Below are 24,006 nucleotides of genomic sequence, written 5' to 3'. Positions count from 1 at the left end.
GCACGCCCCGGACGATTCACCCGGCAGACCGTTCACCCGGCAGACACCCGGAACACCCATAGTGGTTACCGACATGGGAATCCCACGATGACCCCCAGCCCCGCCGGCCCGCCCGCCGGCCCCGCACTCGCGCGCAAGCTCGGCACACTCGACGCCGTGGTCATCGGCCTCGGCTCGATGATCGGCGCGGGCATCTTCGCATCCTTCGCGCCCGCGGCCGCCGCGGCCGGAGCGGGACTGCTGATCGGCCTGGCGATCGCCGCGATCGTGGCCTACTGCAACGCGACGGCGTCGGCGCAGCTCGCCGCCCAGTACCCGACCTCGGGCGGCACCTACGTCTACGGCCGCGAGCGCCTGGGCGAGTGGCCGGGCTTCCTGGCGGGCTGGAGCTTCGTCATCGGCAAGACGGCGAGCTGCGCCGCCATGGCGCTGACCTTCGCGGCCTATGCGGCGCCCGCCGGCTGGGAGAAGCCGGTCGCCGTCGCCGCGATCCTGGCCCTCGCCGCTGTGAACTGCTTCGGCGTCACCCGCACGGCCGGTCTGACCCGCATCATCGTCGCGGTCGTGCTCGTCGTGCTCGCGCTGGTCGTCGTCGCGGGGCTGGCCGGCGGCAGCCCGCATGCCGAGCAGCTCGGGCAGGAACTCTTCGCCGACGGCTGGTACGGCATCCTGCAATCGGCCGGGCTGCTCTTCTTCGCCTTCGCCGGCTACGCGCGCATCGCGACGATGGGCGAAGAGGTCACGAACCCGCAGCGCACGATCCCCCGCGCGATCATCACGGCCCTGCTCATCACGCTCGTCATCTACACGATCATCGCCCTGACGGTGCTGAGCGTGATCGGCCCGGAGCGCCTCGCGAGCTCGGTGGCCCCTCTGGTCGAGGTCGCGACATCCGGCGGCTGGAGCTGGGCGGCGCCCATCGTGCGCGTCGGCGCGGCGGCCGCAGCGCTCGGGGCCCTGCTCGCGCTCGTGGCCGGTGTCGGACGCACGAGTCTGGCGATGGCCCGCAACCGCGACCTGCCCACCTGGCTCGCGGCGGTGCACCCGAAGCACGCGGTTCCGCACCACGCGGAGATCGCGCTCGCGGTGGCCGTGAGCGTCCTCGTGCTCACGGTCGACCTGCGCGGCGCGATCGGCTTCTCGTCGTTCGGCGTGCTGCTCTACTACTTCATCGCGAACGTGTCGGCCTTCACCCAGCGGACGGGGCAGCGGCGCTATCCCAAGGCGCTGCAGGTCGTCGGCGCGATCGGATGCCTCGTGCTCGTCGTGACGCTTCCGCCCGTGTCGATCGTGGTGGGCGTGATCGTGCTCGCCGTCGGGGTCGGCTACCGCCTGCTCCGGCTGCGCCTGCAGCGCCCCGCGCCCTCCGCCTGACCCGGCGGCCGACCCACAACGCGACTCAACGAGCGACTCAAAACGACGGACTTTCCGCCCGAAATCGGGGTTTTCTCGCCCAAACGGGCCTGATCCGGCGAAATCTCCGTCGTTTTCAGTGGGGGGTTCAGTGGGGGTTCAGTGGGGCGCGCAGCTCGCCGCCGCCCGCACCGCGCACCGCATCACCGGGTGCACAACAGCCGTCGAGGAGGGCGAAGCCTGGTCGGTCAGCTACGAGATCGTCGTCGACGGTGAATGGATGACCCGGCACGCCGTCATCCGCAATCGCACCGTCTCGGGCGAGCACTCCGCCACGCTCGATCACGACGGCAGCGGGCGCTGGCTCGTCGGCGGCGCACCCGCGCCCGCGCCGGACGGCTGCCCCGACGTCGATCTGGAGTCCTCGGCGATGACGAACGCGTTCCCCGCGGTTCACGCGCTCCAGGTGCTGCTCATCCACACGATCGGCTCGGCGGCCTTCGAGGTGCCGCGCCGCGACGATCCCGACCCGCAGTCCCGTCGTGCCCGCGGCAGGGCGGAGGCGAGCCGCATCGGCGGCCACACGGGGCGGCTCAGCGAGCCGATGTCGCGCTTCCCCGGAGACGAGGTCTTCCGCAGCGGGCTCGACTGGCTGCTCGACGGCATGACTCCTTGACCGGGCAGGCTCCCACAGAACGCCCCGCGATTCGCGCCACATCGTTCGAAAACCGCGCGGAAACAACGATCTGACGCGACTCGCGACAGCGGCACCGCGTCGGCGAAGCCCGCCCTCACACCGTCTGACGCTGCTGCACGAGGGGGCAGTCGAAAGGATCGCGTTCGCCGAGCCCCACCCGGTTGATGTAGCGCAGCACGATCGCGTACGACTGCCACAGCCCGGTCTGCGTGTACGGCACGTCGTGGTCGCGGCAGTACGCCGAGATCATCGGCGCCGCCCGCCGCAGATGCGGGCGCGGCATCGACGGAAAGAGGTGGTGCTCGATCTGGTAGTTGAGCCCGCCCATCGCCACGTCGAGCGCCTTGCTGCCCCGGATGTCGCGGCTCATCATCACCTGACGCCGCAGGAAGTCGAGCCGGAGTGCTTTCGGCACGATCGGCATGCCCTTGTGGTTGGGCGCGAAGGAGACGCCCATGTAGAAGCCGAAGAGCCCCAGCTGGACTCCGAGGAAGAGGAACGCCTTGTCGGGGGTGAGCACGAGGAAGACGAGCAGCAGGTAGCCGCCGAGCCGCACGGTCAGGAAGCCGATCTCGACCCACCGCCGCGAGACGTGCTCGCGGGAGACCACGCGGCGCACGCTCGACGCGTGCAGCGACAGGCCTTCGAGCAGCAGGATCGGGAAGAAGAAGGCTCCCTGATGCGCCATCAGCCAGCCGACGACGCCGCCGCGACGCCGGGCGGCCTGCTCGGGGGTGAACGAGATGACGGGCAGCTCGAGATCCGGATCGGACTCCAGCTGGTTGGGGTTGGCGTGATGACGGGTGTGCTTGTGCTGCCACCAGCCGTAGCTCATGCCGATGAAGAGGTCGCCGACGACGAGGCTGATCCAGTCGTTCCAACGGCCGGAGCGGAAGATCTGCCGGTGTGCGGCGTCGTGGCCGAGGAAGGCGGTCTGGGTGAAGAGCACCGCGAAGAGCACGGCCACGAACAGCTGCCACCAGGAGTTGCCGATCCACACGAAGAGAGCGAAGCAGGCCGCATAGGCGACGGGGACGGCGAGGAGCCTGCTCCAGTAGTAGCCGTAACGGCGGCGCATGAGGCCCGCAGCCTGGATCTGCCGCGCCAGCTCTGTGAAATCGCTTGCTGCCCGCGCTGTCCCGGAGCGGGCCGGGTCGCTTCCCGCAACCGTGACAGCCGCGGATCGTGCACTGTTGATCGTCATCGTCCACCTCGAGCGCGGTACCGGCAAACGGTGTCGATGATGCGTTCGCGGGCGACGGTACGCTCCGAGACTGCAAGCCGCCTGCGTAAACTGAGGGGGCATACGCGGGAGTGGTGAAATTGGCAGACACGCAGGATTTAGGTTCCTGTGCTTTCGAGCGTGCGGGTTCAAGTCCCGCCTTCCGCACGTGTGATCCCTCCCGGACGGGATCCACGTCCCGCCTTCCGCACGTGTGATCCCTCCCGGACGGGATCCACGTCCCGCCTTCCGCACCACGTGATCCCTCCCGGACGGGCCCGGATGAGATCCACGTCCCGCCTTCCGCACCACGTGGTCTCCTGCCCCACACGGCCGCGCGAGAAAACGGGGGCCTTCCCCACTCCCTTCTCAAGGTTGTGCGGCTACCCTGAGAGAAACAACCGCGCATTGGCCGCCGCCGATTGACCTCAAACGGCAACCGACGACTGGAGACGTCTTCCTGTGATCAACACCGCACTCATCCCCTGGCTCGACCCCGAGACGATCATCTCGGGCGCAGGCCCCTGGGCCCTCGTGGTCATCTGCGCCATCGTCTTCGCCGAGACGGGACTGCTCATCGGCTTCCTGCTGCCCGGCGACACGCTGCTCATCATCACCGGCATCCTCACCTTCGGCGGGGTCATCCAGCTCGACATCTGGTGGGTGTGCCTGCTGATCGGCTTCTCGGCCTTCCTCGGTGGTGAAGTCGGCTATCTGATCGGCCACAAGCTCGGCCCGAGGATCTTCGAACGCAAAGAGTCGGGCATCTTCAGCATCAAGAACGTCGAGCGCACGAACGCCTTCTTCGAACGATTCGGTGCGCTCGCCGTCATCCTCGCCCGCTTCGTTCCCATCGTGCGCACCTTCGCCCCGGTGGCGGCCGGCGTCGGCCACATGAACTACCGCAAGTACTCGCTCTACAACCTGATCGGCGCGCTCATCTGGGGTGCCGGCCTCACCTACATCGGCTTCCTGCTCGGCTACATCCCGCCGGTGAGCGAGTTCGTGCAGAACTACATCGACCTCATCCTCATCGCGGCCGTCGTCCTGACCGTCGTGCCCACGCTCATCCACTACTTCCGGTCGAGCCGGGCCGCCAAGCGCAACGCCGCCTCGGCGCTGGCCGAGGATGTCGAGGCGACCGGCGCGGCCGAGAAGCTCACCCTCGAGCCCGAGGTCTTCGAGAACCGCGACGACAAGCACTGATCGCGCCGCGCCGGCCACGCGCCCGCCACGCCGTATCGAGCAACCCTTCCCCCTTCTCAAAACGACGGAGATTCGCGGCACAACGCACCCTTTTCGCCCAAACAGAGCATTTTCGGGCAAAAAGTCCGTCGTTTTGAGGGAAAGCAGCGACGGGAGGTCAGTCGTGCAACGTCTCCTCGTGGGCGGCGTGCTCGGCCGGCTCGAGCTGGAACGTCGAGTGCTCCACATCGAAGTGGCCTGACAGGCACTCCGAGAGCGAGTCGAGCAGGGCGCCCGTGCGGCCCTGCACGAAGATCTCCGGCTCCACCACGACGTGCGCCGAGAACACGTAGGCGCCGGAGGTGATCGCCCACACGTGCACGTCGTGCACCGCGACGACCCCCGGGGTCTCGAGGATGTGCTCGCGGATCTGAGCGACGTCGGTGTCTTTGGGCGTCGCCTCGCTGAGCACGCGCACGACGTCGCGCAGCAGGATGATCGCCCGCGGCACGATGAGGGCCGCGATGGCGAGCGAGGCGATCGCATCCGCCTGCTCGAAGCCCGTCGTCAGGATGACGATCGCGGCGATGATGACCATGACCGAGCCGATCGCGTCGCCGAGCACCTCGAGGTAGGCACCGCGCATGTTGATCGACTTCGCCGCCGAGTCGCGCAGCACGAGGAGCCCCGCGATGTTGGCGACGAGCCCGATGACGGCGATGACGAGCATCGGGCCGCTGCGCACCTCGGCGGCCTCGGCGTTCACCAGGCGGGTGATCGCCTCGTAGGCGACCCACGCCGACACCCCGAGCAGGATGAGGCTGTTCACGAGCGCCGCGAAGACCTCGGCGCGCTGGTAGCCGAAGGTCTGCCGGTCGCTCGCGGGACGCGCGGCGATCGCCACGGCGACGAGCGCGATGACGAGCCCGATCAGATCCGAGAGCATGTGGCCCGCATCGGCGAGCAGCGCGAGGGAGCCGGTCAGCCAGGCGCCCGCCACTTCGACGACGAGCACCGTCGCGACGATCCCGATCGCTATCAGGAGTCGTGTGCGGTTCTGCGTGGTCGCGTGGCTGTGGTCGTGGCTCATCGCTTCCAGGTTAGGTGCCTGCCGGGGCGCGCGGAAGACGAGCGGTCTAGATAGGAATGAGTGCCGTTCTCAGCTGGTGCGGGCGGCGGCACGAGGCGTCCGGGGCACGACGCTCAGAGGGTCTCGAGCACCGGGATGAGGGCCTCGAAGGCGCGGGCGCGATGGCTCACCCGGTTCTTCTCCTCCGGGCTCAGCTGGGCGACCGTGCGGCTCTCGCCCTCCGGCACGAAGATCGGGTCGTAGCCGAAGCCGTGCTCGCCGCGCGGCTCCCGTGCGAGCGAGCCCGGCCACTCCCCCACGACGACGTGCTCGCGAGCGGTCGCTCCGTCTGCGCCGGGAACGACGAGCGCGATGTGGCAGGCGAAGCTCGCCCCGCGGTGCTCGCGGTGAACGTCGCGCAGCTGATCGATGAGCAGTGCGAGGTTCGCGGCCGAGTCGTGAGCCGACCCGGCCCAGCGCGCCGAGAAGATGCCCGGCGCCCCTCCGAGGATGTCGACGCAGATGCCCGAGTCGTCCGCGAGCGCGACGAGCCCGGTGTGAGCGGATGCCGCGCGCGCCTTGAGAAGCGCGTTCTCGCTGAAGCTCACGCCGTCCTCCACGGGCTCGGGCCCGTCGTGGGCGACGACCCGGATCTGCGGCATCCGCTCGTCGAGCATGCGCTGGAACTCGTCGACCTTGTGCTGGTTGTGGGTCGCGAGCACGACGTCCATGCTCAGCCGACCTCGGCGAGCGCCGCGAGCTGGATGGCCGTGAGCCTCTCCGAGCCGCCGAGCGCGAGGTCGAGCAGAGCGTCGAGCTCGCGGCGGTCGAAGGGCGCGCCCTCGGCCGTGCCCTGCACCTCGACGAAGAGGCCGCGGCCGGTCGTCACGACGTTCATGTCGGTCTCGGCGCGCACGTCTTCGACGTAGGCGAGGTCGAGCATGGGGGTGCCGTCGATGATGCCGACCGAGACGGCGGAGACGCTGTCGATGAGCGGCGTCGCGCGCTGGGCGATGAACTTGTGCTGCTTGCCCCACTCGAGGGCGTCGGCGAGCGCGACGTAGGCGCCCGTGATGGCCGCCGTGCGGGTGCCGCCGTCGGCCTGCAGCACGTCGCAGTCGAGCACGATCGTGTTCTCGCCGAGCGCCTTCATGTCGACGACGGCACGCAGGCTGCGGCCGATGAGCCGCGAGATCTCGTGGGTGCGCCCGCCGATCTTGCCTTTGACCGACTCGCGGTCCGTCCGCGAGTTGGTAGAGCGCGGGAGCATCGAGTACTCCGCGGTCACCCAGCCCTTGCCGGAGCCGTTCATCCAGCGCGGCACGCCGTTGGTGAACGACGCGGTGCAGAGCAACTTGGTCTTGCCGAAGGAGATGAGCGCGGAGCCCTCGGCCTGCGCGCTCCAGCCTCGCTCGATCGTCACGGGGCGCAGTTCATCGGCGCTTCGGCCATCGGCGCGGGTCTCGCTCACGGGGTGTCCTCCAGGGATCGGGGCGGTAGGTGGATGGTGCCGGTCTGCACGAGTTCGACCGTGGAGACCTCGGGGCCCATAAAACGGTGGGCGAGACGCAGGAACTCGTCCGTGCTCGCGCCGGTCGCCTCGTAGCGGTAGTCGGGAGCCTCGGCGGCGGTGCGCTGCAGGCCCTGGCTCACGAGAACGCGGTACACGTCGTTGGCGGTCTCCTCGTCGCTCGAGACGAGGGTGACGCCCGCCCCCATGACGTACGAGATCGCGCCTTTGAGAAAGGGGTAGTGGGTGCAGCCGAGCACGAGGGTGTCGACCCCGGCGTGACGCAGGGGCGCGAGATACTCCTCGGCGACGGCGAGGAGCTCGGGGCTCCAGGTGTCGCCGGCCTCCACGAACTCGACGAAGCGCGGGCAGGCCTGGGGGAAGAGCTCGAGCTCCGGCGCCGCGGCGAAGGCGTCTTCGTAGGCTCGCGAGTTGATCGTGCCGACCGTGCCGATGACGCCCACCCGGCGGTTGCGCGTCGTGGCGACCGCCTTGCGCACGGCGGGCTGGATGACCTCGACCACGGGAACGTCGTACCGCTCGCGGGCGTCGCGCAGCATGGCCGCCGACGCGGTGTTGCAGGCGATGACGATCATCTTGACGCCCTGGGCGACGAGGTCGTCGAGCACCTCGAGCGCGTAGCCGCGGACGTCGGCGATCGACTTCGGCCCGTACGGGGAGTGGGCCGTGTCGCCCACGTAGAGGATCGACTCCTGCGGCAGCTGGTCTTTGACCGCCCGGGCGACGGTCAGACCGCCGACCCCGGAGTCGAAGATCCCAATCGGTGCATCCGTCACGAAGATCAAGCCTACCCGCAGCACCCTCCCCAGTAGACTGACCGCGTGCCCAGCTCGACCGCGTTGCTCACCGACCGTTACGAGCTCACCATGCTCGAAGCCGCGCTCGCGAGCGGCACCTCGCAACGCGAGTGCATCTTCGAGGTCTTCGCCCGCCGCCTCCCCGACGGCCGCCGTTACGGCGTGCTCGCGGGCACCGGCCGGCTGCTCGACCTGATCGAGCGGTTCCGCTTCGACGACCGCGAGCTCGACTGGCTGCGCTCGAACACGGTCGTCACGGGCGCCGCACTCGATTGGCTCGCCGACTTCCGCTTCAGCGGCAGCATCTGGGGCTACCGCGAGGGCGAGGTGTACTTCCCGAACTCCCCCGTCCTCATCGTCGAGGCTCCCTTCGCCGAGGCCGTGCTCCTGGAGACCCTCGCCCTGAGCGTCATCAACTACGACTCCGCGGTCGCGAGCGCCGCCGCGCGGATGGTCTCGGTCAGCCGGGGCAGGCCGCTCGCCGAGATGGGCTCGAGACGCACGAGCGAGGATGCCGCGGTGGCAGCCGCTCGCGCTGCGTTCATCGCCGGCTTCGACGCGACCTCCAACCTCGAGGCGGGTCGGCAGTGGGGCATCCCGACGATGGGCACGGCCGCCCACGCCTTCACGCTCCTGCACGACACCGAGGAGGACGCCTTCCGCGCCCAGGTCGCGGCCCTCGGCCCCGGCACGACCCTGCTCGTCGACACCTACGATATCCCCGAGGCGGTGGAGCTCGCCGTCGAGGTGGCGGGCACCGGGCTCGGCGCGGTGCGGATCGACTCCGGCGACCTCCCGGTGCTCGTGCAGCAGGTGCGCGCGCAGCTCGACGCGCTCGGGGCCACGGGCACGAAGATCACGGTCACGAACGACCTCGACGAGTTCGCGGTGGCCGCTCTCGCGGCATCCCCCGTCGACTCCTATGGCGTGGGAACCTCGCTCGTCACGGGCTCGGGGGCGCCGACGGCGGGCATGGTCTACAAGCTCGTGGCGCGCAGAGACGACGCCGGCGACTGGATCTCGGTCGCCAAGCGGTCGGCGGCCAAGGCGACGGTCGGCGGGCGCAAGACGGCCGTGCGGCGGCTCACCGCGCGCGGCACGGCCCTCGAGGAGGTCGTGTCGGTCGACACGACGGCGCACGGCGAGTTCGCGCCCGGCGCCGAGGTGGCCGGCGCCCGCCCGCTGCTCGTGCCGCTCATCGTCGAGGGCGTGATCGTCGACCGCTACCGTGGGCCGGAGGGCACCCTGCTCGCGCGCGAGCACCGCGAGTCCGCGATCTCGGAGCTGCCGGTGGAGGCCTTCCGCCTCGGGCGCGGGGAACCCGTCATCCCGACCGTCTACCGCTAGCTGAGCCGGTGCCGAGCCCCGGCTCGTTCGCGACCGCGGGTTTGTTCGCGGGCGACGAGCGCCGAGGGGCCGCGCCCGGCAACAAACCCGCGCTCGACGTGTGAACGAACTCGAAAGCGGCGAGGCCTACTTCTTGTTGAGCTTCTCGTACGCCTCTTTGCAGGCGGGGCAGACCGGGAACTTCTCGGGGTCGCGGCCCGGCAGCCACTTCTTGCCGCACAGCGCCTCGACGGGTTTGCCCGTCATCGCCGACTCGAGGATCTGCTCCTTCTTCACATAGTGGGAGAAGCGCTCGTGGTCGCCCGGCTCGATCGTCTCGCGCTCGAGGAGTTCTTGCAGCTCGCGGTCGAGAGTGGACGTTCCGCCGCCGGGCTGACCGGGATCGGCAATACTCATACGCACCTCGGAATTCATGCCTTCAATTCTACGCGCGGATGGCGGCGGCCAGCATTTCGGGACCACGGCGGTTGAACACCCAGCTGCCCCACGCCACACCCCCGACGAGCACCACGAGCCCGATGCCGACTCCCGCCCCGAGCGCCACGAGGTGCCATGACGGGTCGTCGTCGACGCCCATCCACGCGAGCATAAAAACGGGGATGCTCACGGCGATCGACCCGATAAAGCTCAGGCTCTGCACGGCGGCCGCGGCCGTTCCCGAGGCCTGCGGCGCCGAGAACGGGCTCTCGCCCGGTTGGGTGGCCGGATAGGGGAACCGGGCCGAGGTGAAGCTCGCGAAGCCGAGACCCGAGAGGAAGAGACTCGCGCACACGCCGAGCATGCTCGGCAGCAGTCGCCAGTCGCCGTTGAGCGCGATGCTCGCGAAGGCCAGGGCCACGATGATCGGGATGCCCACGAGGAGCACGGGGATGATGCGCCCGACCCGGTCGGAGAACCCGCGGGTCCCGGAGGCGACGTGCAGCCAGATGGCCGTGCTGTCGTAGGCCACGTCGTTGTGCATCGTCCAGCCGAGGAACACGCAGATGAGCGGAAGCGGCGTCAGCGCGATCACGGGCCACGGCACCCCCGCCAGGGTGAGCGCGGCGATCATGAAGATCGGCAGGATGGGGAGCGCGACGAGCGAGACGCCGTAGCGCGGGTCGCGCGCCCAGTAGGTGAGGCTGCGGGCGGCGATCGTGCCCGTCGGGGTGCTGGGGAAGGCGCCGAACCAGCCGAGCCCGGCGTACGAGCGCACGCGGGCCTCGCGGCCGGGCGTCACGATCATCCGCGCGACGAGCCCCCGCCACGCGAACCAGAGCACGACGACGACCGCCACAGATTCGAGGAGCTTGAGGAACGCCCCGCCGTAGTCGCCGGCCGCGGCGGCGGCGGGCATCGACCAGGCCGCGCCGAGAGGCGTCCAACCGAGGATCTCAGCCAGGTCGTCGAGCGAGCCGACGGCCCGCGCCGACCAGTCGACGGTCATGAGCACAACGAGCACGAGCGCCACGACGAAGAGCAGCACCGTGCCGAGAACCCGCAGGATGTCGCGCCAGCGCGATGCCGACAGCCCGAGTGCCGCGAGAGAGGTCGTCACCCGCGAGAGCACGACGCAGGTCACGACCCCGACGACGGCCCCGAGGATCGCGAAGACGACCTCGCCGAAACCGCGGCCCCAGGCGACGACCGTGGCGAGGGCGACGACCGCGAGCAGCAGCACCGGGATGCCGATGAACGCCGAGACCAGGAGACCCAGGGCGAGCGTGCGATTCGGGATGCCGAAGAGCGCGAAACCGCGCGGATCCATGGTGTCGCTCGAGCCGAAGAAGAGGGGGATGACGGTGAACCCCAGCACGACGACCGAGCCCGCGACCGTGAGCGCCGTGCCGACGGTGCCGACCGCGACATCCCGCAGATCGACGAGGTTGGCGGCGAGCACCGTCACGAGTGCAAGCCCCGCGACGATCGCGACGATGACCCCCACCGACTGCCACACGCTCCGCCGGAAGGTGCCTCCGATCTGCCGGAGCTTCAGTCCGAGAAACTGTGCAACCACTCCATGCCCTCCGCCACTGTGCGCCCGCCCGCGAGCTCGACGAAGCGCTCCTCGAGTGTTCCCGTGCCGCGCACCTCGTCGACCGTGCCCTGGGCCAGCACCCTGCCGCTCACGATGATGGCGACCCTGTCGCACACCCTCTGGATGAGGTCCATGCCGTGGCTCGAGAGCACGACCGTGCCCCCCGCCGAGACGTAGCGCTGCAGGATCTCGATGACGGTCGCCGCCGAGACGGGGTCGACCGATTCGAAGGGCTCGTCGAGAACGAGCAGCCGCGGCGAGTGGATCATGGCCGCCGCGAGCGCGACCTTCTTGCGCATGCCGGTCGAGTAGTCGGCGACGAGACGGTTCACGGCGTCCTCCAGCCCGAAGACGGCGACGAGGTCGGCGGAGCGCTTGCGCACCGTCGCGGCGTCGAGGCCGCGCAGGGTTCCGGCGTAGTGCAGGAACTGCGCGCCCGTGAGGCGGTCGAAGAGCCTCAGATGATCGGGCAGCACGCCCGTGCTGCGCTTGGCGTCGACGGGTTTGGCCCAGACGTCGATGCCGTGCACGGTCACCGATCCGGCGTCGGGGCGCAGGAGGCCCGTGACCATCGACAGCGTAGTCGTCTTGCCCGCGCCGTTGGGCCCGACGATGCCGTAGAACGAGCCGACGGGAACGACGAGGTCGATCCCGTCGACGGCGATCGTGCCACCGAAGCTCTTGGTGAGTCCGTGGAACTCGAGGGCCGGGCGCGCGCCCGCCGCGGGCGTCGACGACGGTGCGGATGCCGGTGCGCCCGCGGTCTGGGCGGGAGCCTTCGTGGGGGCGGCCTTCGTCGGCGCTGGCGTCGGCTGCGCTGTCGTCGGCGGGGTCTTCGCCGGAGCAGGGCTCGCCGGCGGGACGGGGGTGCGCGGTTTCGTGGACGGAGCGGCCGGAGCCGCGGGGGCGGCGGCGGGCGCAGTGCCTGCCGGGGGCTTCGCGGGGGCCTCCGTCGTCGGGGTCGTCGCGGCCGCGGCCGTCGCGGCCTTCGCCGCCGGAGCCTTCGCCGCCGGAGCCTTCGTGGCCGGAGCCTTGGCCGCCGAGGCGGAGGCTGAGGTCGCGGCGGGTTTGCCGGTGCGGCTCGCCGTCGTGCGCGAGCTCGGCGCACGCGGCGTCGCCGGCTTCGCGGTGGGGGCCTTCGTCGCCGGCTTCGCGGTCGGTGGCTTCGCGGTCGATGACGCCGCCGCCTTCGCCGTGGCGGACCGGGCCGACGTCTTCGCGGCAGTCGTCGCCGATGCCCGTGCCGCGGGAGTCTTCGCCGCAGAGGTCTTCGCCCCGGAGCCCGGCGCCGCGGCCTTCGCCGTCGAGGCGGCCGGCGTGCGGCTCGGTCGCACCGGTGAGCCCGGCGAATCCGTCGAGCCCGGCGAATCCGTCGAGGAATCGCTCGAGGCCGACGCGCCTGCCGCCGAGGTGCTCCGCGTGGTCCGTGAGCGCGAGGAGACGGGGCGGCGGGCGGGTGCGGGCTTCGCCGGGGTGGTCTTCGCCGGCGAGGAGCCGTCGGCCGCGGCATCCTGCGTATTCTCAGCTTCGGCCGACGCCGCAGCCGCGGCTCGTGATGCCGCCGTCGAGCGCGATGCGGCCGCCGAACGTGCCGCGGGCTTCTTCGCGGCGGGTGGGCGCCCCGTCGGTTTCGCCCCGGCGCGCGGTGCCGCCGGCAGCTGGGCCGAGCCCCGTTCCCCCGCGGATCCGGGCGGCTGCGGGGTCGACTCGACCGAGCCGTCTGCCCCGCTCGTCGAAGAATCGTCGGGCGGAGAAGGCGGTACGGAAGTCACATAGCCAACCTATTCGAAGGGTGCGCGAGTGTCCCGTTGCACGCCCTGCGTTGCGCGAAACGGGCGCAAAGAAAGACAGGCGTATTACAAAACCACAACGAGAGCGCACAAAGGCCTGCCCCGCGAGCAGGGCACAAGATATGGTGATAATGGCATAACGGTGTGTCCACTAGTCAACTTCTGGGTTAACCCTAGGCAAACCTCGCTGGCGAGGCGCCTGAGCGGCAACGACACCCAGCACACGTGAGGAGATAATCGTGACCACCCAAGTAGTCATTCTGGCAGCCGGCATGGGCAGCCGTCTGGGCCGCTCGCTGCCCAAGCCGCTCACCGAGCTGAGCGACGGCCGCACCATCATGCAGCAGCAGTTCGACAACATCCACCACGCCTTCGGCACCGCGGCCAAGGTCACCCTCGTCGTCGGCTACAAGCTCGAGCACATCATCGAGGCCTTCCCCGACGCCTCCTTCGTCTACAACGAGCAGTACGACCAGACCAACACCTCCAAGAGCCTGCTCCGCGCCCTCCAGGCGTCGTCGAGCGGAGGAGTGCTGTGGATGAACGGCGACGTCGTGTTCGACCCGGCCGTCCTCGACCGCGCGGCCGCCATGATCGCGCGTGAGCAGTCGTTCGTGACCGTGAACACCTCGAAGGTGTCCGACGAAGAGGTCAAGTACACGACGAGCGCCGAGGGCTACATCAAGGAGCTCTCCAAGATCGTCGTGGGCGGGCTGGGCGAGGCCGTCGGCATCAACTACGTCTCGGCGGCAGACAAGGCGACGCTCGTGCGCCAGCTGGCTCGCGTGGGCGATCAGGACTATTTCGAACGTGGCATAGAGTTGGCCATTGAGCAGGACAAACTGCTCATCGAGCCGGTAGACATCTCCGATCTCTATGCGGTGGAGATTGACTTCGCGGAAGACCTCGAGAGGGCAAATCTCTTCGTCTGAGAGGGCTCTCGGGGTGTCGCCACACTGAGAGAGACCCCGTGAGTGTTTACGCCGAGGTGCGCCCACAGCAGCGCACGCCGTTCGCGCGGTACCGGCATTCACTCTGGCTGCTGACCCGCCGCGACCTGCGGGTGCGGTACTCGACATCCGCTCTCGGTTATTTCTGGTCGATCCTCGACCCCCTCGTGATGGCGGGGATCTACTGGTTCGTCTTCACCCAGGTGTTCCAGAAACCGGTCGGAACCGAGCCGTACATCGTCTTCCTGCTCTCGGCCCTGCTGCCCTGGATGTGGTTCAACGGCTCGGTCTCCGACAGCACACGCGCATTCCTGCGCGAGGCGAAGCTCATCCGCTCCACCAAGATCCCCCGCACCATCTGGGTCAACCGGCTCGTGCTCTCGAAAGGCATCGAGTTCCTGGCGAGCCTTCCCGTGCTCGCGCTGTTCGCGATCCTCGCCGGCGCGACCGTCAACGCCGACCTCGTGCTCTTCCCCCTCGCGATCCTCATCCAGCTGGCGCTCACCGTCGGCATCGGGCTCATCGTGGCGCCGCTCGTCGTCTTCTTCCGCGACCTCGAGCGGGCGATCAAGCTCGTGCTGCGTTTCCTGTTCTACGCCTCCCCCATCATCTACGGCACGAGCGACCTGCCCGAGAACCTGCACTTCTGGGCGGCCTTCAACCCGCTCTCGGGCATCTTCAGCCTCTACCGCGCCGGATTCTTCCCCGAGCAGCTCGACTGGTTCCTCGTTCTCGTGAGCGCCGTGATGTCGCTCGCCTTCCTCGCCGTCGGTCTGCTCGTCTTCACACGCACGGAGCGCGCCGTGCTGAAGGAGATCTGATGGTGAGCGCCGTCGACCGCCCGACGACGGGCGCACGGGCGACGACCCCGGTCATCGAGCTGCAGGATGTCGGCATCCGGTTCCGTCGCAACAAACGCGGCCGCCGCAACTTCAAAGACCTCTTCGCGGGCCGCAACCGCCGCGCGCGGCCGGGCGAGTTCTGGGCGCTCAAGAACGTGAGCTTCCGTGTCGAGCGCGGCGAGGCTATCGGCGTCGTCGGTCGCAACGGCCAGGGCAAGTCGACACTGCTCAAGCTCGTCGCCGGTGTCGTGCTGCCCGATGAGGGCACCGTGCGCGTGCGCGAGGGCGTCGCCCCGCTCATCGAGATCACCGGCGGGTTCGTCGACGACCTGACGGTTCGCGACAACGTCTACCTGACCGCCGGCCTGCACGGCATGACAAAACGCCAGATCGACGACCGGTTCACCGACATCATCGACTTCGCCGAGATCCACGACTTCCTCGATACCCCGTACAAGCACCTCTCGAGCGGCATGAAGGTGCGCATCGCCTTCTCCGTGATCTCGAGGCTGGAGGAGCCCGTCATCCTCGTCGACGAGGTGCTCGCCGTAGGCGACAAGGCCTTCCGCGAGAAGTGCTACCGCCGCATCGAGGAGCTGCTCGCGGGAGGCCGCACCCTCTTCTTCGTCTCCCACAACGAGAAAGACCTGCGCCGCTTCTGCCGGCGCGGCCTCTACCTCGACAAGGGCGCACTCGTGGTCGACGGCCCGATCTCCGAGATCCTCGACCGCTACAACGCCGACTACGGCATCCCGCCCAAGCACTGACCCCGCCTCCCCCCGCCCCGCCCCGCCCCGCCCCGCCACTCAAAACGACGGAGATTTCGCTCGGATCGAGGGGTTTGAGCGACAAACCGGCTCCCCAGGGCAAAATATCCGTCGTTTTGAGTCAGCGGAGGCGAACGGGAGGGGTGAGGATGCCGGGTGCGCGTCGGCATTCTCGCAGCCCGCACGCATAGGATCGACGGAATGGCGAGAAAACCGAAGCCGATCATCGGGTCGACGGGAGCGAGCGCGACAGGCGCGGAGCTTCCGAGCGCCGTCGCGCGCGGCGTGGACCGGATGCTCGCGATACAGCGACCGGTCGTGCTGGCTCACATCCGCGGCATCCGCCGGCGTCACCCGCAGGCGAGCCCGGCCGAGCTGATCCGCATCGTCGAGCGCCGCTACCTCGCGGCCGTGACGACGGGCGGAGCGGCCGTGGGCGCCACCGCGGTCATCCCGGGCATCGGCACCGGCGTGACCCTCGTGCTCTCGGGCGTCGAGACGGCGGGCTTCCTCGAGGCGACGGCCCTCTTCGCGCAATCGGTCTCCGAGATCCACGGCATCGCCGTCGACAACCCCGACCGCGCCCGTGCACTCGTGCTCACCCTCATGCTGGGCAGGGAGGGCACCGACCTCGTGCGCCAGCTCGCCGGCCAGGTGACCGGCTCGGGCGCCGCACGCAACGTCTACTGGGGCGAGCTCGTCACCAACAGCCTGCCGAAGGCCGTTATCGGCCCGCTCGTCGACAGGCTCAAGGGCGCCTTCATTCGCCAGTTCGCGGCACGCGGCGGAGCGAGCTTCCTCGCCAAGGCCGTGCCCTTCGGAATCGGCGCCGTCATCGGCGGCACCGGCAACCACCTGCTCGGGCGCAAGGTGCTCGAGAACTCGCGACTCGCGTTCGGCCAGCCGCCCTTCGTGCTGCCCGAGGTGCTCGAGCCCCGCCCACGCACTGTGCGAGTGGATGCCGCGACCCCCGCCATCGCGCGCTTCGGAACCTCGATCGGCACGGCCGTCACCGGCGCCGCCTCCTCGGTCGCCCAGCTCGCGGGCTCGGCCGGTCGCAGCACGGCGCGCGGCGTCGGAAGCACGGCGAAGAGCCTCAGCGGCACCGTCGGCAGCACCGCGAAGAACGTCGGCAGCACCGCCCGCAAGGCGCTCCCCCGTCGTGCGTCCCGCCCCGCGCCCCCGGCTTCCCCCGCTTCTTCTCCGGCGTCCCCGGCGTCGGCTTCCGCCCCCGAAGCGCCGACTCACGACTAGCCCGCACCTCTGCTAGACACCCCCTCCCGGGAGACCTCCCGAATGCAGGAGATCCTGGGCGCAGAGGGTCGATTCACCCGTGTTTTCCCACGCTGACCCGCGAGACTCCTCCATTTCGCACCGAACGACGCGGCCGAACGAGGTTCGCAGGCGTCTGGCCCGCCGCGAGTCATCCGACGCGCCCCGTCCCATTCGCTGAACAGGACCGCTCAGCGCCACGCCCAGAAGACGGATGCCGGCATGCGGCGTTCCGCGAACCCGCCCTGTTCCGCGCGCACCCGCGCCACGCGGGCCACCCGCGTCGAAGCACGACCCCGGACGGACGCCCCTAGCGCCCCTGCTGCTCGCGGAGCATCTTCAGCCGCTCGATACCGCTCACGGTCGGCGGGCGCTCCGGCAGGTCGTCGTCGCTCAGATCCGCCACGAGATCGCCCGGGTTGACCCCCAGGCCGGCCGCGATGCGCACGATGTTGTGCAGGCTGAGGTTGCGCTCGCCCCGCTCGATCTTGCCGATCGTGGTCCAGTGCAGACCCGTTCCCTCGGCCAGCTCCTCCTGGCTGGCGCCGAGGACGGCCCGCTCGGCCCGCACGCGTTCCCCGAACGTCTTCGAGGCTCGGGACAGCGGGGCGACCATAGAGCAATCACAGCCGCCGCAAGAGTCAGCGACCAGAGAGTCTGTGGCTAATGCTTTAATGCCTTATGCCTCCACGGACTCCCGTGGATCGACAGACAGGAAACCCGCGCCGATGGCAAAGTCTCTGCTCGAGCAGCTCCCGAAGATCGTGGCCGAAGGAAAACGGCAGGCCGCGCAGATCCTCGAGCAGCTGGAGAGCCGAACGAAGCTGACTCTGCAGACGCGGGAATTCGTCCTTCCCAACAAGAGCTCGTCCGGATTGGATCTCGCATCACTCGATGCCGAGTTCGACCCCGAGAGCCTCGGCGCGGCTCCCAACCGGCTCATCTACGGCGACAACCTCCTCGCAATGGCCGCGCTTCTGTCCGGAGACGACCGCACACCCACGATGCGGAACGCGGTCGATCTCATCTACATCGACCCGCCCTTCGATTCGAAAGCCGACTACCGCACACAAATCACGCTTCCGGGAGCAGATCTCGAGCAACGTCCGAATGTGATGGAGCAGTTCGCCTACTCGGACACCTGGGCGGACGGCACGGCCTCGTATCTCGAGATGCTGACTCCGCGCCTGTTCCTGATGCGAGAGCTTCTCTCCGAAACGGGTTCGATCGTCGTGCATCTCGACTGGCACGTCGGCTCATACGTGCGGGTGCTCCTCGATGAGATCTTCGGAAAGGAGAACTTCAGAAACGAGATCGTCTGGAGCTACGGAGGCCGCGGCGCGAAAGCCGTCTCGGGGCAGCTGCCGCGAAACCACGACACCCTCTTCGTCTACGGGAAAAACCCGTCTGCCTTCTACAACAGAGTCTTCGAACGACGGTCGATCCCGATCGGCAACGCCCCCGGCTTCTATCGCGACGACGATGGCAGATGGTTCAAGACATCCCCGCGCGGCGACTACACGGACGCGAGCATCGCGCGGCTCAGAGCAGAGAATCGGGTCTACGAGACGCGATCAGGCGGAATCCGAATCAAATACTTCGTGGACTCCGACGACGAGTTCATCTACGAAAACGCTCTGCAAGGGGATGTGTGGGCCGACATTCCCGATGCAATGCACATGTCCAGATCCGAGAGGCTCGACTACGGCACCCAGAAGCCGGAGAAGCTCATCGAGCGACTCATCGACATGGCATGTCCTGTGGACGGCCTCGTCGCCGACTTCTTCGTCGGATCTGGAACCACGGCAGCGGTGGCTGAGCGTATGGGACGCCGATGGATTGCGACCGACCTCGGGAAACCCGCCGTCATGATCTCCCGGAAGAGACTCATCGATCAGCATGCCAAGCCGTTCTTACAACAGGAGATCGGCGACTACCAGATAGAACAGGCGCGCAGCAGTTTCGGCAGCGGATTTCGTGTCGGCGACCTGGCGCAGACGATCCTCTCCATCTACGGCGCGCTCCCTCTCCCGGCTGAGGAGAACGTCAACGGCTCCCTCGGCCGCACGGATGGCGACCGCACTCTCGTCTTCGCAGACAGCCCATCTCGCTTGACGTCGTTGACGACTCTCAAACGCGCACAGAACTGGCGCGAGGCGAAACTCGGCGGATTCGACAAGGTCGTCGTACTCGGTTGGAACTTCCCCACTGGCATCGGTCAGGAGATCGAACGGCTCGGCGACCCGCGACTCGAGGTGCGGGTCATCCCGCCTCATCTGATCGACCAGCTCAAGAAGTCGGGAAAGGATCGGCTCACCGATTCCGTGCGATTCGCGACTCTCCAGTATCTCGACGCGCACATCGCGGCACGGTTCCCCAGCCCGGAGTCGGAGGAGTTCACCGTCGAACTCGACAACTACGTGCTCCTCTCCCCTGATGCGATCAGCCTCAAGCCCGAAGATCGCAGCAAGGTCCTGGAGGTGATGAACCGCGAACCTCTCGCCCTCATCGAGTACTGGGCCGTTGATCCCGACTACGACGGGGAGGTCTTCCGCTCGTCCTGGCAGGACTACCGCGGCAACACCGCCAACGATGGCGACGCTCTCCGAGTGGTGACGAAAGCGACCGTCACGGCTCCGCGACACGATGGACCGCGGCAAATTTGCGTGCGCGCCGTCGACGTCTTCGGCTTCGAATCCGAGGTCATTCTCGACATCCCGGAGCCCGCGCTGTGAGCACCACCGAACCGGAGCTGTTCCCGCTCGCCGAGGGAATCCACGCGAGGATCGCCGATGACATCCCGCTCATCCACGCGGGCGTCGCGAACGACTTCATCGACAGCGTCACCCCCACGACCGCCGCGCTCCTGCGCTGGTGGTTCCAGGATGACGCCCGCGAGCGTCGAACCGCGAACTTCCACAACGGGCAGCGCGACGCGATCCTCGCGATCATCTATGCGCACGAGATCCTCGAGTCGACGAGCCTCAAAGATCTCTACGACAAAGTACGGCGCGAGGCGCTCCTGCACAACGGGATGCTCGGCGAGGTGACATCCGAACGTCACGGCTATCCGAAGTACGCCGCCAAGATGGCGACCGGCACGGGCAAGACCTGGGTGCTCAACGCCCTCCTGATCTGGCAGCACCTCAACAACCGGGCCGATCCGACGGATCCGCGCTTCAGTAGCAACTTCCTCATCGTGGCACCCGGGCTCATCGTCTACGACCGCCTGCTCGACTCGTTCCTCGGCACGAAGGGCGCGAGCGAGCGGGATTTCGCCACGAGCGACATCTATGCGCAGCGGGAGCTCTTCGTGCCCGACGACCGTCGACCGGCGCTCTTCTCGTTTCTGCAGACATCCGTCGTCACCAAGAAGGAGATCGGCAGCAAGGTCACCGGCACGGGCATGATCGCGATCACCAACTGGCACCTGCTGGCCGGCGTCGAAGACCCCGACTTCCTCGACGACGATGAGGAGCGCATCCTCGCGCCGGGCGAGGAGATCGACGTCGCCGCCGCTATCGGCAGCTTCTTTCCGCTGACCCCGGGAACGTCGACCGGCAACTCCCTCGAGACGCTCGACCGGCGCTTCGCCCGCGGCCGCCCGCTCGACCATCTCGTCGGGCTGTCGAACCTCGTCGTCTTCAACGACGAGGCCCACCACGTGCACCAGATCGCCAATGCGGATGAGACGACAGACGTCGAGTGGCAGAAGAGCCTGAGCGCGATCGCCGAGCCGAAGGGCCGTCGCTTCGTGCAGGTCGACTTCTCGGCGACTCCCTACAACGAGACCGGCTCGGGATCGAAACGTAGGAAGAAGTGGTTCCCGCACATCGTCGTCGACTTCCCGCTCTTCGCCGCGATGCGGCAAGGCCTCGTGAAGTCATTGGCGCTCGACAAGCGCACCGAGATCGCGTCACTGCCGCTCGATTTCACGGCCGAGCGCGACGAGCGCAACCAGATCATCGGCCTCTCCGACGGCCAGCGCACGATGATCCGCGCCGGCGTGAAGAAGCTGCAGATTCTCGAGCAGAAGTTCGTCGAGACGAACGAGGTCAAACACCCGAAGCTCCTCATCGTCACAGAAGACACCAAGGTCTCGCCCTTCGTCGAAGACTTCCTCCGCGAGAGCGGGCTCTCCGACGACGAGTTCCTGCGTGTGGACTCGGGGCGAAAAACCGAACTCGGCCCGAAGGAGTGGGAGCCGATGCGCGAACGGCTCTTCGACATCGACCGCCACTCCGACCCCACAGTCATCATCAGCGTGTTGATGCTGCGTGAAGGCTTCGACGTCAACAACATCTGCGTGATCGTTCCTCTGCGGAGCTCGGCCTCCGGGATCCTGCTCGAGCAGACCATCGGACGCGGGCTTCGACTGATGTGGCGCGGCGACGAGGCCATCGACGAGCTCAAACTCGAGACCCGGCAGCGGATGCAACTGCACAAGGCTCCGACCAACTACTTCGATGTGCTCTTCGTCGTCGAGCACCCCGCGTTCGAGGGCTTCTACGACGACCTCGTCGGCACCGGGGTGGCTGTGGCCGTCGACGACGCGTCGGATTCCACGAGTGCGACCGGCGATCTGGAGACCGTGGAGCTCCGCGACGGCTACGAGAGCTACGACTTCCGCGTGCCCGCGATCATCCGCGATGTCGAAGAGGAGCTCGTGAGGCCGAGCATCGATCCCCTGTCGCTCGAGGTCGGCAAGTATCCGCTCGACGATCTTCTTGCCATGATCGGCACAGGTGATCGCTTCGCCTCCCACGACCTCGAGACGGGCACCCAGTACGGCGACTTCCGCGTCGACGGCGGTGTGATGACGGCGACCGGCTACAACGACTATCTCTCACGCATCACGAACCGCATCACCGAAGCACTCGGACGCACCTTCGTGAACACGACCCAGCAGTACAACAGGCTCAGCGAGTTCCCGATCCTGCAGACCCACAAACCCCTCCTCCTCGGCTGGATCGACCGCTACATCCGAAGCCGTTTGTTCGGGCGGGCATTCGACCCTCTCGACGCCGAGAACTGGCGTGTGCTCCTCCTCGCCGATGTCTCGAAAGACATCGCGGGCGTCTTCGCGACGGCTTTGCTCGAGTCTCAGCAGAGCGTGGCCGTCCGCGAAGCGATCGTGCATCATCGCCTCGCATCCGAGGTCTCGACGATCACGGTGCGAACAAGCGCAGCGGTCGCAGTCACCAAGTGCATCTACCCGAAGCTTCGTGTTCCCGCACGCGGCGGTGGCCTCGAACGGCTGTTCATCGAGTGGGCCGACACGGATGCCGCGGTCGAGGCCCTCCTCAAGATCGACGAGTTCCGGCACGACTATCTGCACCGCCCCTACCTGAAAGCCGATGGCATGCCCGCGCAGTACTCCCCCGACTTCCTCGTGCGAACCGCGCACGAGGTCTATGTCGTTGAGACGAAAGCGCAGTCGGCCCTCAGCGACGAGAACGTGCAGCGCAAGAAGCGCGCGGCGCTCGCCTGGTGCGAGCAGCTCAACGAGCTCGCGCCGGAGCACCGCGACGACCGGCTCTGGCACTATGTGCTGCTCGGCGAGTCGACCGCGCGCGACTGGCATTCGAAAGGCGAGCAGGCGTCGCGGCTGCTCGCCTTCGCGCGACTCCGCCGAGACAACGGGCCGACCGACGTACCGCTCTTCTCATGAGGATCGCGTGCAGCGAATGCTCCGCGTCGGTGATGATCGTCGTTGCCGGAGGCGATTGGGGGCACGCCCGGCGTCGGAAGGATGACGGGGAAACCTGCATCCTCTCTCGACGCTACATTCCAGAACCCGCCGGCCTCGGCGATCAGTCCGAGTCGGAGTCGTCCGGATCCTCGTCGCGCTCGTCGACATCGCCGTCTGCCGCGTGCAGAGCCGCGAACCGCTCCCACTCCTCCAAGAGATGCTCCACGGCACTGTGGAAGCGCGCAGTGGCTGCGCCGGGGGTCGTGTCGCCGAAGTAGTGCGCGACCCAGTGCGCCAAGCGGGCGGCGCTCTGCGGGTCGTGGCTGAGCGCGTCGATGCGGCGGACGATGCGGGGGGCGTCCGCCGCGTCCAGCCACTCGCAGTCCGACAGGTAGCCGTGGGAGTCGATCTGCGCCTGCGGGTTCACCGGACGGGTGATGAGCAGCGGCTTGCCTGCCGCGAGCCTGTCATAGACCATCGCCGAGATGTCGACGATCGCGACATCCGCCGCCTGCAGCTGCCAGCCGAGCTCGGCGCCGGTGTCGTGCACGTGCTGCGCACTCGGGTCGCTCGCGTTGGCGGCCGCGAGCAGCGCGACGATCTCGCGGTCGGCAGCGGCGTACGCGCCGTCGACGACGCCGCTGCGCGGGTGCGGGCGGTAGATCACCCGATAGGCTCCGCTCGCGAGCAGATCGCGCACGAGGGCCACGCCGTGGGTCGCGATCGAGCCGTAGGCCGCCGCCGCGCGGTCGCCCTCCCAGGTGGGCGCGTAGAGCACGACGCCGCGGTCGTCGGGCGTGTACGGCAGGGCGCCCGAATAGTGGTCGGCCTGGGGGCGGCCGATGCGGATCGCGCGCTTGTCGAAGTCGTAGTCCCAGAGCACGCGGCCGAGCCGCTCGACGGCGGCGTCGCCCGCGACGAACGCGTAGTCGTAGGCCTTGAACTGGTTGGTCGTCATATACATCTTGTCGCTCTCACCGTGGTTGATGAAAACGTGCCAGCGGCGCCCGTAGCGCATCATCTGGAAGTTGCGGGTGTTCTGGTTGACGTAGAGCACGAGATGCAGATCCTGCTCGGCGATGAACGTCTCGAGGTCGACGACCTTGCGCACATACGCGACCGGCACCGGCGACTCGTCGAGCAGCACGTTCGCGGCCGTCGCATTGCGCGACAGGATGACGACGGGCCAGGTCTTCGCGAGCTCGGCGAGCGGTTTGTACCACTGGCGGATCTGGTACATGTTCACGTCGTCGTCGGCGAAGTAGATGCCGATGCGGAAGGTATGCGGCCGGAAGGGCGAGCGGCCGGCCAGCTTGCCCCTCAGCGACCGCTGCGAGCGGCGGGAGGCGAGAAGATCCATGCCCACACGCCAGCCGAGCTTCACATCGTTCACGACACCCACGGTTCCAGGCTACCGAGAGCCCCGGTCGGGTGCCGCCGATGGGGTGGCGGCGGCGGCTACCGGTAGCCAATCG

21 protein-coding genes, 1 tRNA gene and 1 pseudogene are annotated in these 24,006 nt (G+C 68.3%); 12 read left to right on the top strand and 11 right to left on the bottom strand.

The annotated features are described in order from the left end of the window. The first annotated feature begins 87 nt into the window (after positions 1–87). On the top strand, positions 88–1,374 hold the full coding sequence (locus tag CLV54_RS10715; RefSeq protein ID WP_100344934.1) for an APC family permease: 1,287 nt from the start codon (positions 88–90) through the stop codon (positions 1,372–1,374). Positions 1,375–1,504: 130 nt separating this feature from the next. Then, on the top strand, positions 1,505–2,029 hold the full coding sequence (locus CLV54_RS10710) for a putative glycolipid-binding domain-containing protein (RefSeq protein ID WP_157802920.1): 525 nt from the start codon (positions 1,505–1,507) through the stop codon (positions 2,027–2,029). Between the two features lie 115 nt (positions 2,030–2,144). Here the strand turns inward: CLV54_RS10710 and CLV54_RS10705 are convergent, their stop codons facing one another. Beyond that, positions 2,145–3,254: a fatty acid desaturase family protein gene (locus CLV54_RS10705; protein WP_100344932.1), complete on the bottom strand. Its 1,110-nt coding sequence runs from the start codon at positions 3,252–3,254 to the stop codon at positions 2,145–2,147. 104 nt (positions 3,255–3,358) lie between these two features. On the opposite strand from CLV54_RS10705, the gene CLV54_RS10700 reads away from it, so the two are divergent. Continuing rightward, a tRNA-Leu gene (locus tag CLV54_RS10700) sits at positions 3,359–3,440 on the top strand. Between the two features lie 297 nt (positions 3,441–3,737). Continuing rightward, positions 3,738–4,478: a DedA family protein gene (locus CLV54_RS10695; protein WP_425430279.1), complete on the top strand. Its 741-nt coding sequence runs from the start codon at positions 3,738–3,740 to the stop codon at positions 4,476–4,478. 157 nt (positions 4,479–4,635) lie between these two features. Here CLV54_RS10695 and CLV54_RS10690 read toward each other — a convergent pair whose 3' ends face one another. The 4 genes from CLV54_RS10690 to murI all read right to left on the bottom strand — a co-directional run bounded on the left by CLV54_RS10690 (position 4,636) and on the right by murI (position 7,833). Next, positions 4,636–5,547 (bottom strand): cation diffusion facilitator family transporter, encoded by a 912-nt coding sequence (locus CLV54_RS10690; protein WP_100344930.1) that lies wholly within the window; start codon positions 5,545–5,547, stop codon positions 4,636–4,638. Between the two features lie 113 nt (positions 5,548–5,660). After that, complete coding sequence (gene rdgB / locus CLV54_RS10685) at positions 5,661–6,257, bottom strand: RdgB/HAM1 family non-canonical purine NTP pyrophosphatase (protein ID WP_100344929.1); 597 nt, start codon at positions 6,255–6,257, stop codon at positions 5,661–5,663. 2 nt (positions 6,258–6,259) lie between these two features. Then, the gene (gene rph / locus CLV54_RS10680) at positions 6,260–6,997 is read right to left on the bottom strand and encodes a ribonuclease PH (protein ID WP_100344928.1); all 738 of its coding nucleotides are present in this window, start codon (positions 6,995–6,997) and stop codon (positions 6,260–6,262) included. Next, a complete protein-coding gene (murI, locus tag CLV54_RS10675; protein WP_100345058.1) occupies positions 6,994–7,833 on the bottom strand; it encodes a glutamate racemase in 840 nt (279 codons plus the stop codon). The genes rph and murI overlap by 4 nt, the downstream gene beginning before the upstream one ends. A gap of 45 nt (positions 7,834–7,878) precedes the next feature. Between murI and CLV54_RS10670 the strand changes: the two genes are divergently transcribed. Continuing rightward, positions 7,879–9,201 carry a nicotinate phosphoribosyltransferase gene (locus tag CLV54_RS10670; protein WP_170061979.1) on the top strand — a complete coding sequence of 441 codons (1,323 nt, stop codon included), beginning with the start codon at positions 7,879–7,881 and terminating at the stop codon, positions 9,199–9,201. Positions 9,202–9,327: 126 nt separating this feature from the next. Here the strand turns inward: CLV54_RS10670 and CLV54_RS10665 are convergent, their stop codons facing one another. Genes CLV54_RS10665 through CLV54_RS17955 form a run of 3 tightly spaced genes read right to left on the bottom strand, consistent with a single transcriptional unit; the run spans position 9,328 to position 11,868 of the window. Continuing rightward, on the bottom strand, positions 9,328–9,615 hold the full coding sequence (locus CLV54_RS10665) for a DUF3039 domain-containing protein (protein WP_245861588.1): 288 nt from the start codon (positions 9,613–9,615) through the stop codon (positions 9,328–9,330). A gap of 10 nt (positions 9,616–9,625) precedes the next feature. Further along, a complete protein-coding gene (locus tag CLV54_RS10660; protein ID WP_100344927.1) occupies positions 9,626–11,197 on the bottom strand; it encodes a hypothetical protein in 1,572 nt (523 codons plus the stop codon). Beyond that, positions 11,173–11,868, bottom strand: a complete 696-nt coding sequence (locus CLV54_RS17955) for an ABC transporter ATP-binding protein (RefSeq protein ID WP_245861622.1) — start codon at positions 11,866–11,868, stop codon at positions 11,173–11,175. The genes CLV54_RS10660 and CLV54_RS17955 overlap by 25 nt, the downstream gene beginning before the upstream one ends. Before the next feature lie 16 nt (positions 11,869–11,884). Here CLV54_RS17955 and CLV54_RS17950 point away from each other — a divergent pair, with 16 nt between their 5' ends. The 5 genes from CLV54_RS17950 (at position 11,885) to CLV54_RS10630 (ending at position 16,821) form a co-directional block, all read left to right on the top strand. Continuing rightward, the gene (locus tag CLV54_RS17950; RefSeq protein ID WP_245861630.1) at positions 11,885–12,994 is read left to right on the top strand and encodes a hypothetical protein; all 1,110 of its coding nucleotides are present in this window, start codon (positions 11,885–11,887) and stop codon (positions 12,992–12,994) included. Between the two features lie 253 nt (positions 12,995–13,247). Beyond that, a complete protein-coding gene (locus CLV54_RS10645) occupies positions 13,248–13,940 on the top strand; it encodes a phosphocholine cytidylyltransferase family protein (protein ID WP_100344924.1) in 693 nt (230 codons plus the stop codon). 38 nt (positions 13,941–13,978) lie between these two features. After that, positions 13,979–14,779, top strand: a complete 801-nt coding sequence (locus CLV54_RS10640) for an ABC transporter permease (protein ID WP_245861586.1) — start codon at positions 13,979–13,981, stop codon at positions 14,777–14,779. Then, positions 14,779–15,567, top strand: coding sequence for an ABC transporter ATP-binding protein (locus CLV54_RS10635; RefSeq protein WP_100344923.1), 789 nt, complete (start codon positions 14,779–14,781; stop codon positions 15,565–15,567). Before CLV54_RS10640 ends, CLV54_RS10635 begins: the two co-directional genes overlap by 1 nt. A 201-nt stretch (positions 15,568–15,768) precedes the next feature. Further along, positions 15,769–16,821, top strand: a complete 1,053-nt coding sequence (locus CLV54_RS10630) for a hypothetical protein (protein ID WP_245861584.1) — start codon at positions 15,769–15,771, stop codon at positions 16,819–16,821. A 328-nt stretch (positions 16,822–17,149) separates the two neighbouring features. Here CLV54_RS10630 and CLV54_RS17945 read toward each other — a convergent pair whose 3' ends face one another. Then, positions 17,150–17,287, bottom strand: coding sequence for a hypothetical protein (locus tag CLV54_RS17945; protein ID WP_245861628.1), 138 nt, complete (start codon positions 17,285–17,287; stop codon positions 17,150–17,152). A gap of 6 nt (positions 17,288–17,293) precedes the next feature. Further along, a pseudogene (locus CLV54_RS17940) lies at positions 17,294–17,455 on the bottom strand (helix-turn-helix domain-containing protein); the annotation flags it as partial. A gap of 58 nt (positions 17,456–17,513) precedes the next feature. Between CLV54_RS17940 and CLV54_RS10620 the strand changes: the two are divergent. Together CLV54_RS10620 and CLV54_RS10615 are read left to right on the top strand one after the other, a co-directional pair. After that, positions 17,514–19,574: a site-specific DNA-methyltransferase gene (locus CLV54_RS10620; RefSeq protein WP_245861620.1), complete on the top strand. Its 2,061-nt coding sequence runs from the start codon at positions 17,514–17,516 to the stop codon at positions 19,572–19,574. Continuing rightward, entirely contained in the window at positions 19,571–22,510 is a 2,940-nt protein-coding gene (locus tag CLV54_RS10615; protein ID WP_100344920.1) for a DEAD/DEAH box helicase family protein, read from the top strand. Before CLV54_RS10620 ends, CLV54_RS10615 begins: the two co-directional genes overlap by 4 nt. A 142-nt stretch (positions 22,511–22,652) precedes the next feature. Here the strand turns inward: CLV54_RS10615 and CLV54_RS10610 are convergent, their stop codons facing one another. Further along, positions 22,653–23,933 carry a CDP-glycerol glycerophosphotransferase family protein gene (locus tag CLV54_RS10610; protein ID WP_100344919.1) on the bottom strand — a complete coding sequence of 427 codons (1,281 nt, stop codon included), beginning with the start codon at positions 23,931–23,933 and terminating at the stop codon, positions 22,653–22,655. Between the last annotated feature and the right edge of the window lie 73 nt (positions 23,934–24,006).

This window comes from Compostimonas suwonensis, assembly GCF_002797855.1.
Lineage (GTDB): Bacteria > Actinomycetota > Actinomycetes > Actinomycetales > Microbacteriaceae > Compostimonas > Compostimonas suwonensis.
Note: the sequence above shows the minus strand (reverse complement) of the source record. Positions and strands in the feature narration are given on the sequence as shown.

Coding starts and splice junctions, on each gene's coding strand:
- CLV54_RS10705 (WP_100344932.1), bottom strand. CDS start 3,254: ATGACGATCAACAGTGCACGATCCGCGGCTGTCACGGTTGCGGGAAGC.
- rdgB (WP_100344929.1), bottom strand. CDS start 6,257: ATGGACGTCGTGCTCGCGACCCACAACCAGCACAAGGTCGACGAGTTC.
- CLV54_RS10630 (WP_245861584.1), top strand. CDS start 15,769: ATGGCGAGAAAACCGAAGCCGATCATCGGGTCGACGGGAGCGAGCGCG.
- CLV54_RS10620 (WP_245861620.1), top strand. CDS start 17,514: ATGCCTTATGCCTCCACGGACTCCCGTGGATCGACAGACAGGAAACCC.
- CLV54_RS10665 (WP_245861588.1), bottom strand. CDS start 9,615: ATGAATTCCGAGGTGCGTATGAGTATTGCCGATCCCGGTCAGCCCGGC.
- CLV54_RS10715 (WP_100344934.1), top strand. CDS start 88: ATGACCCCCAGCCCCGCCGGCCCGCCCGCCGGCCCCGCACTCGCGCGC.
- CLV54_RS10635 (WP_100344923.1), top strand. CDS start 14,779: ATGGTGAGCGCCGTCGACCGCCCGACGACGGGCGCACGGGCGACGACC.
- CLV54_RS10690 (WP_100344930.1), bottom strand. CDS start 5,547: ATGAGCCACGACCACAGCCACGCGACCACGCAGAACCGCACACGACTC.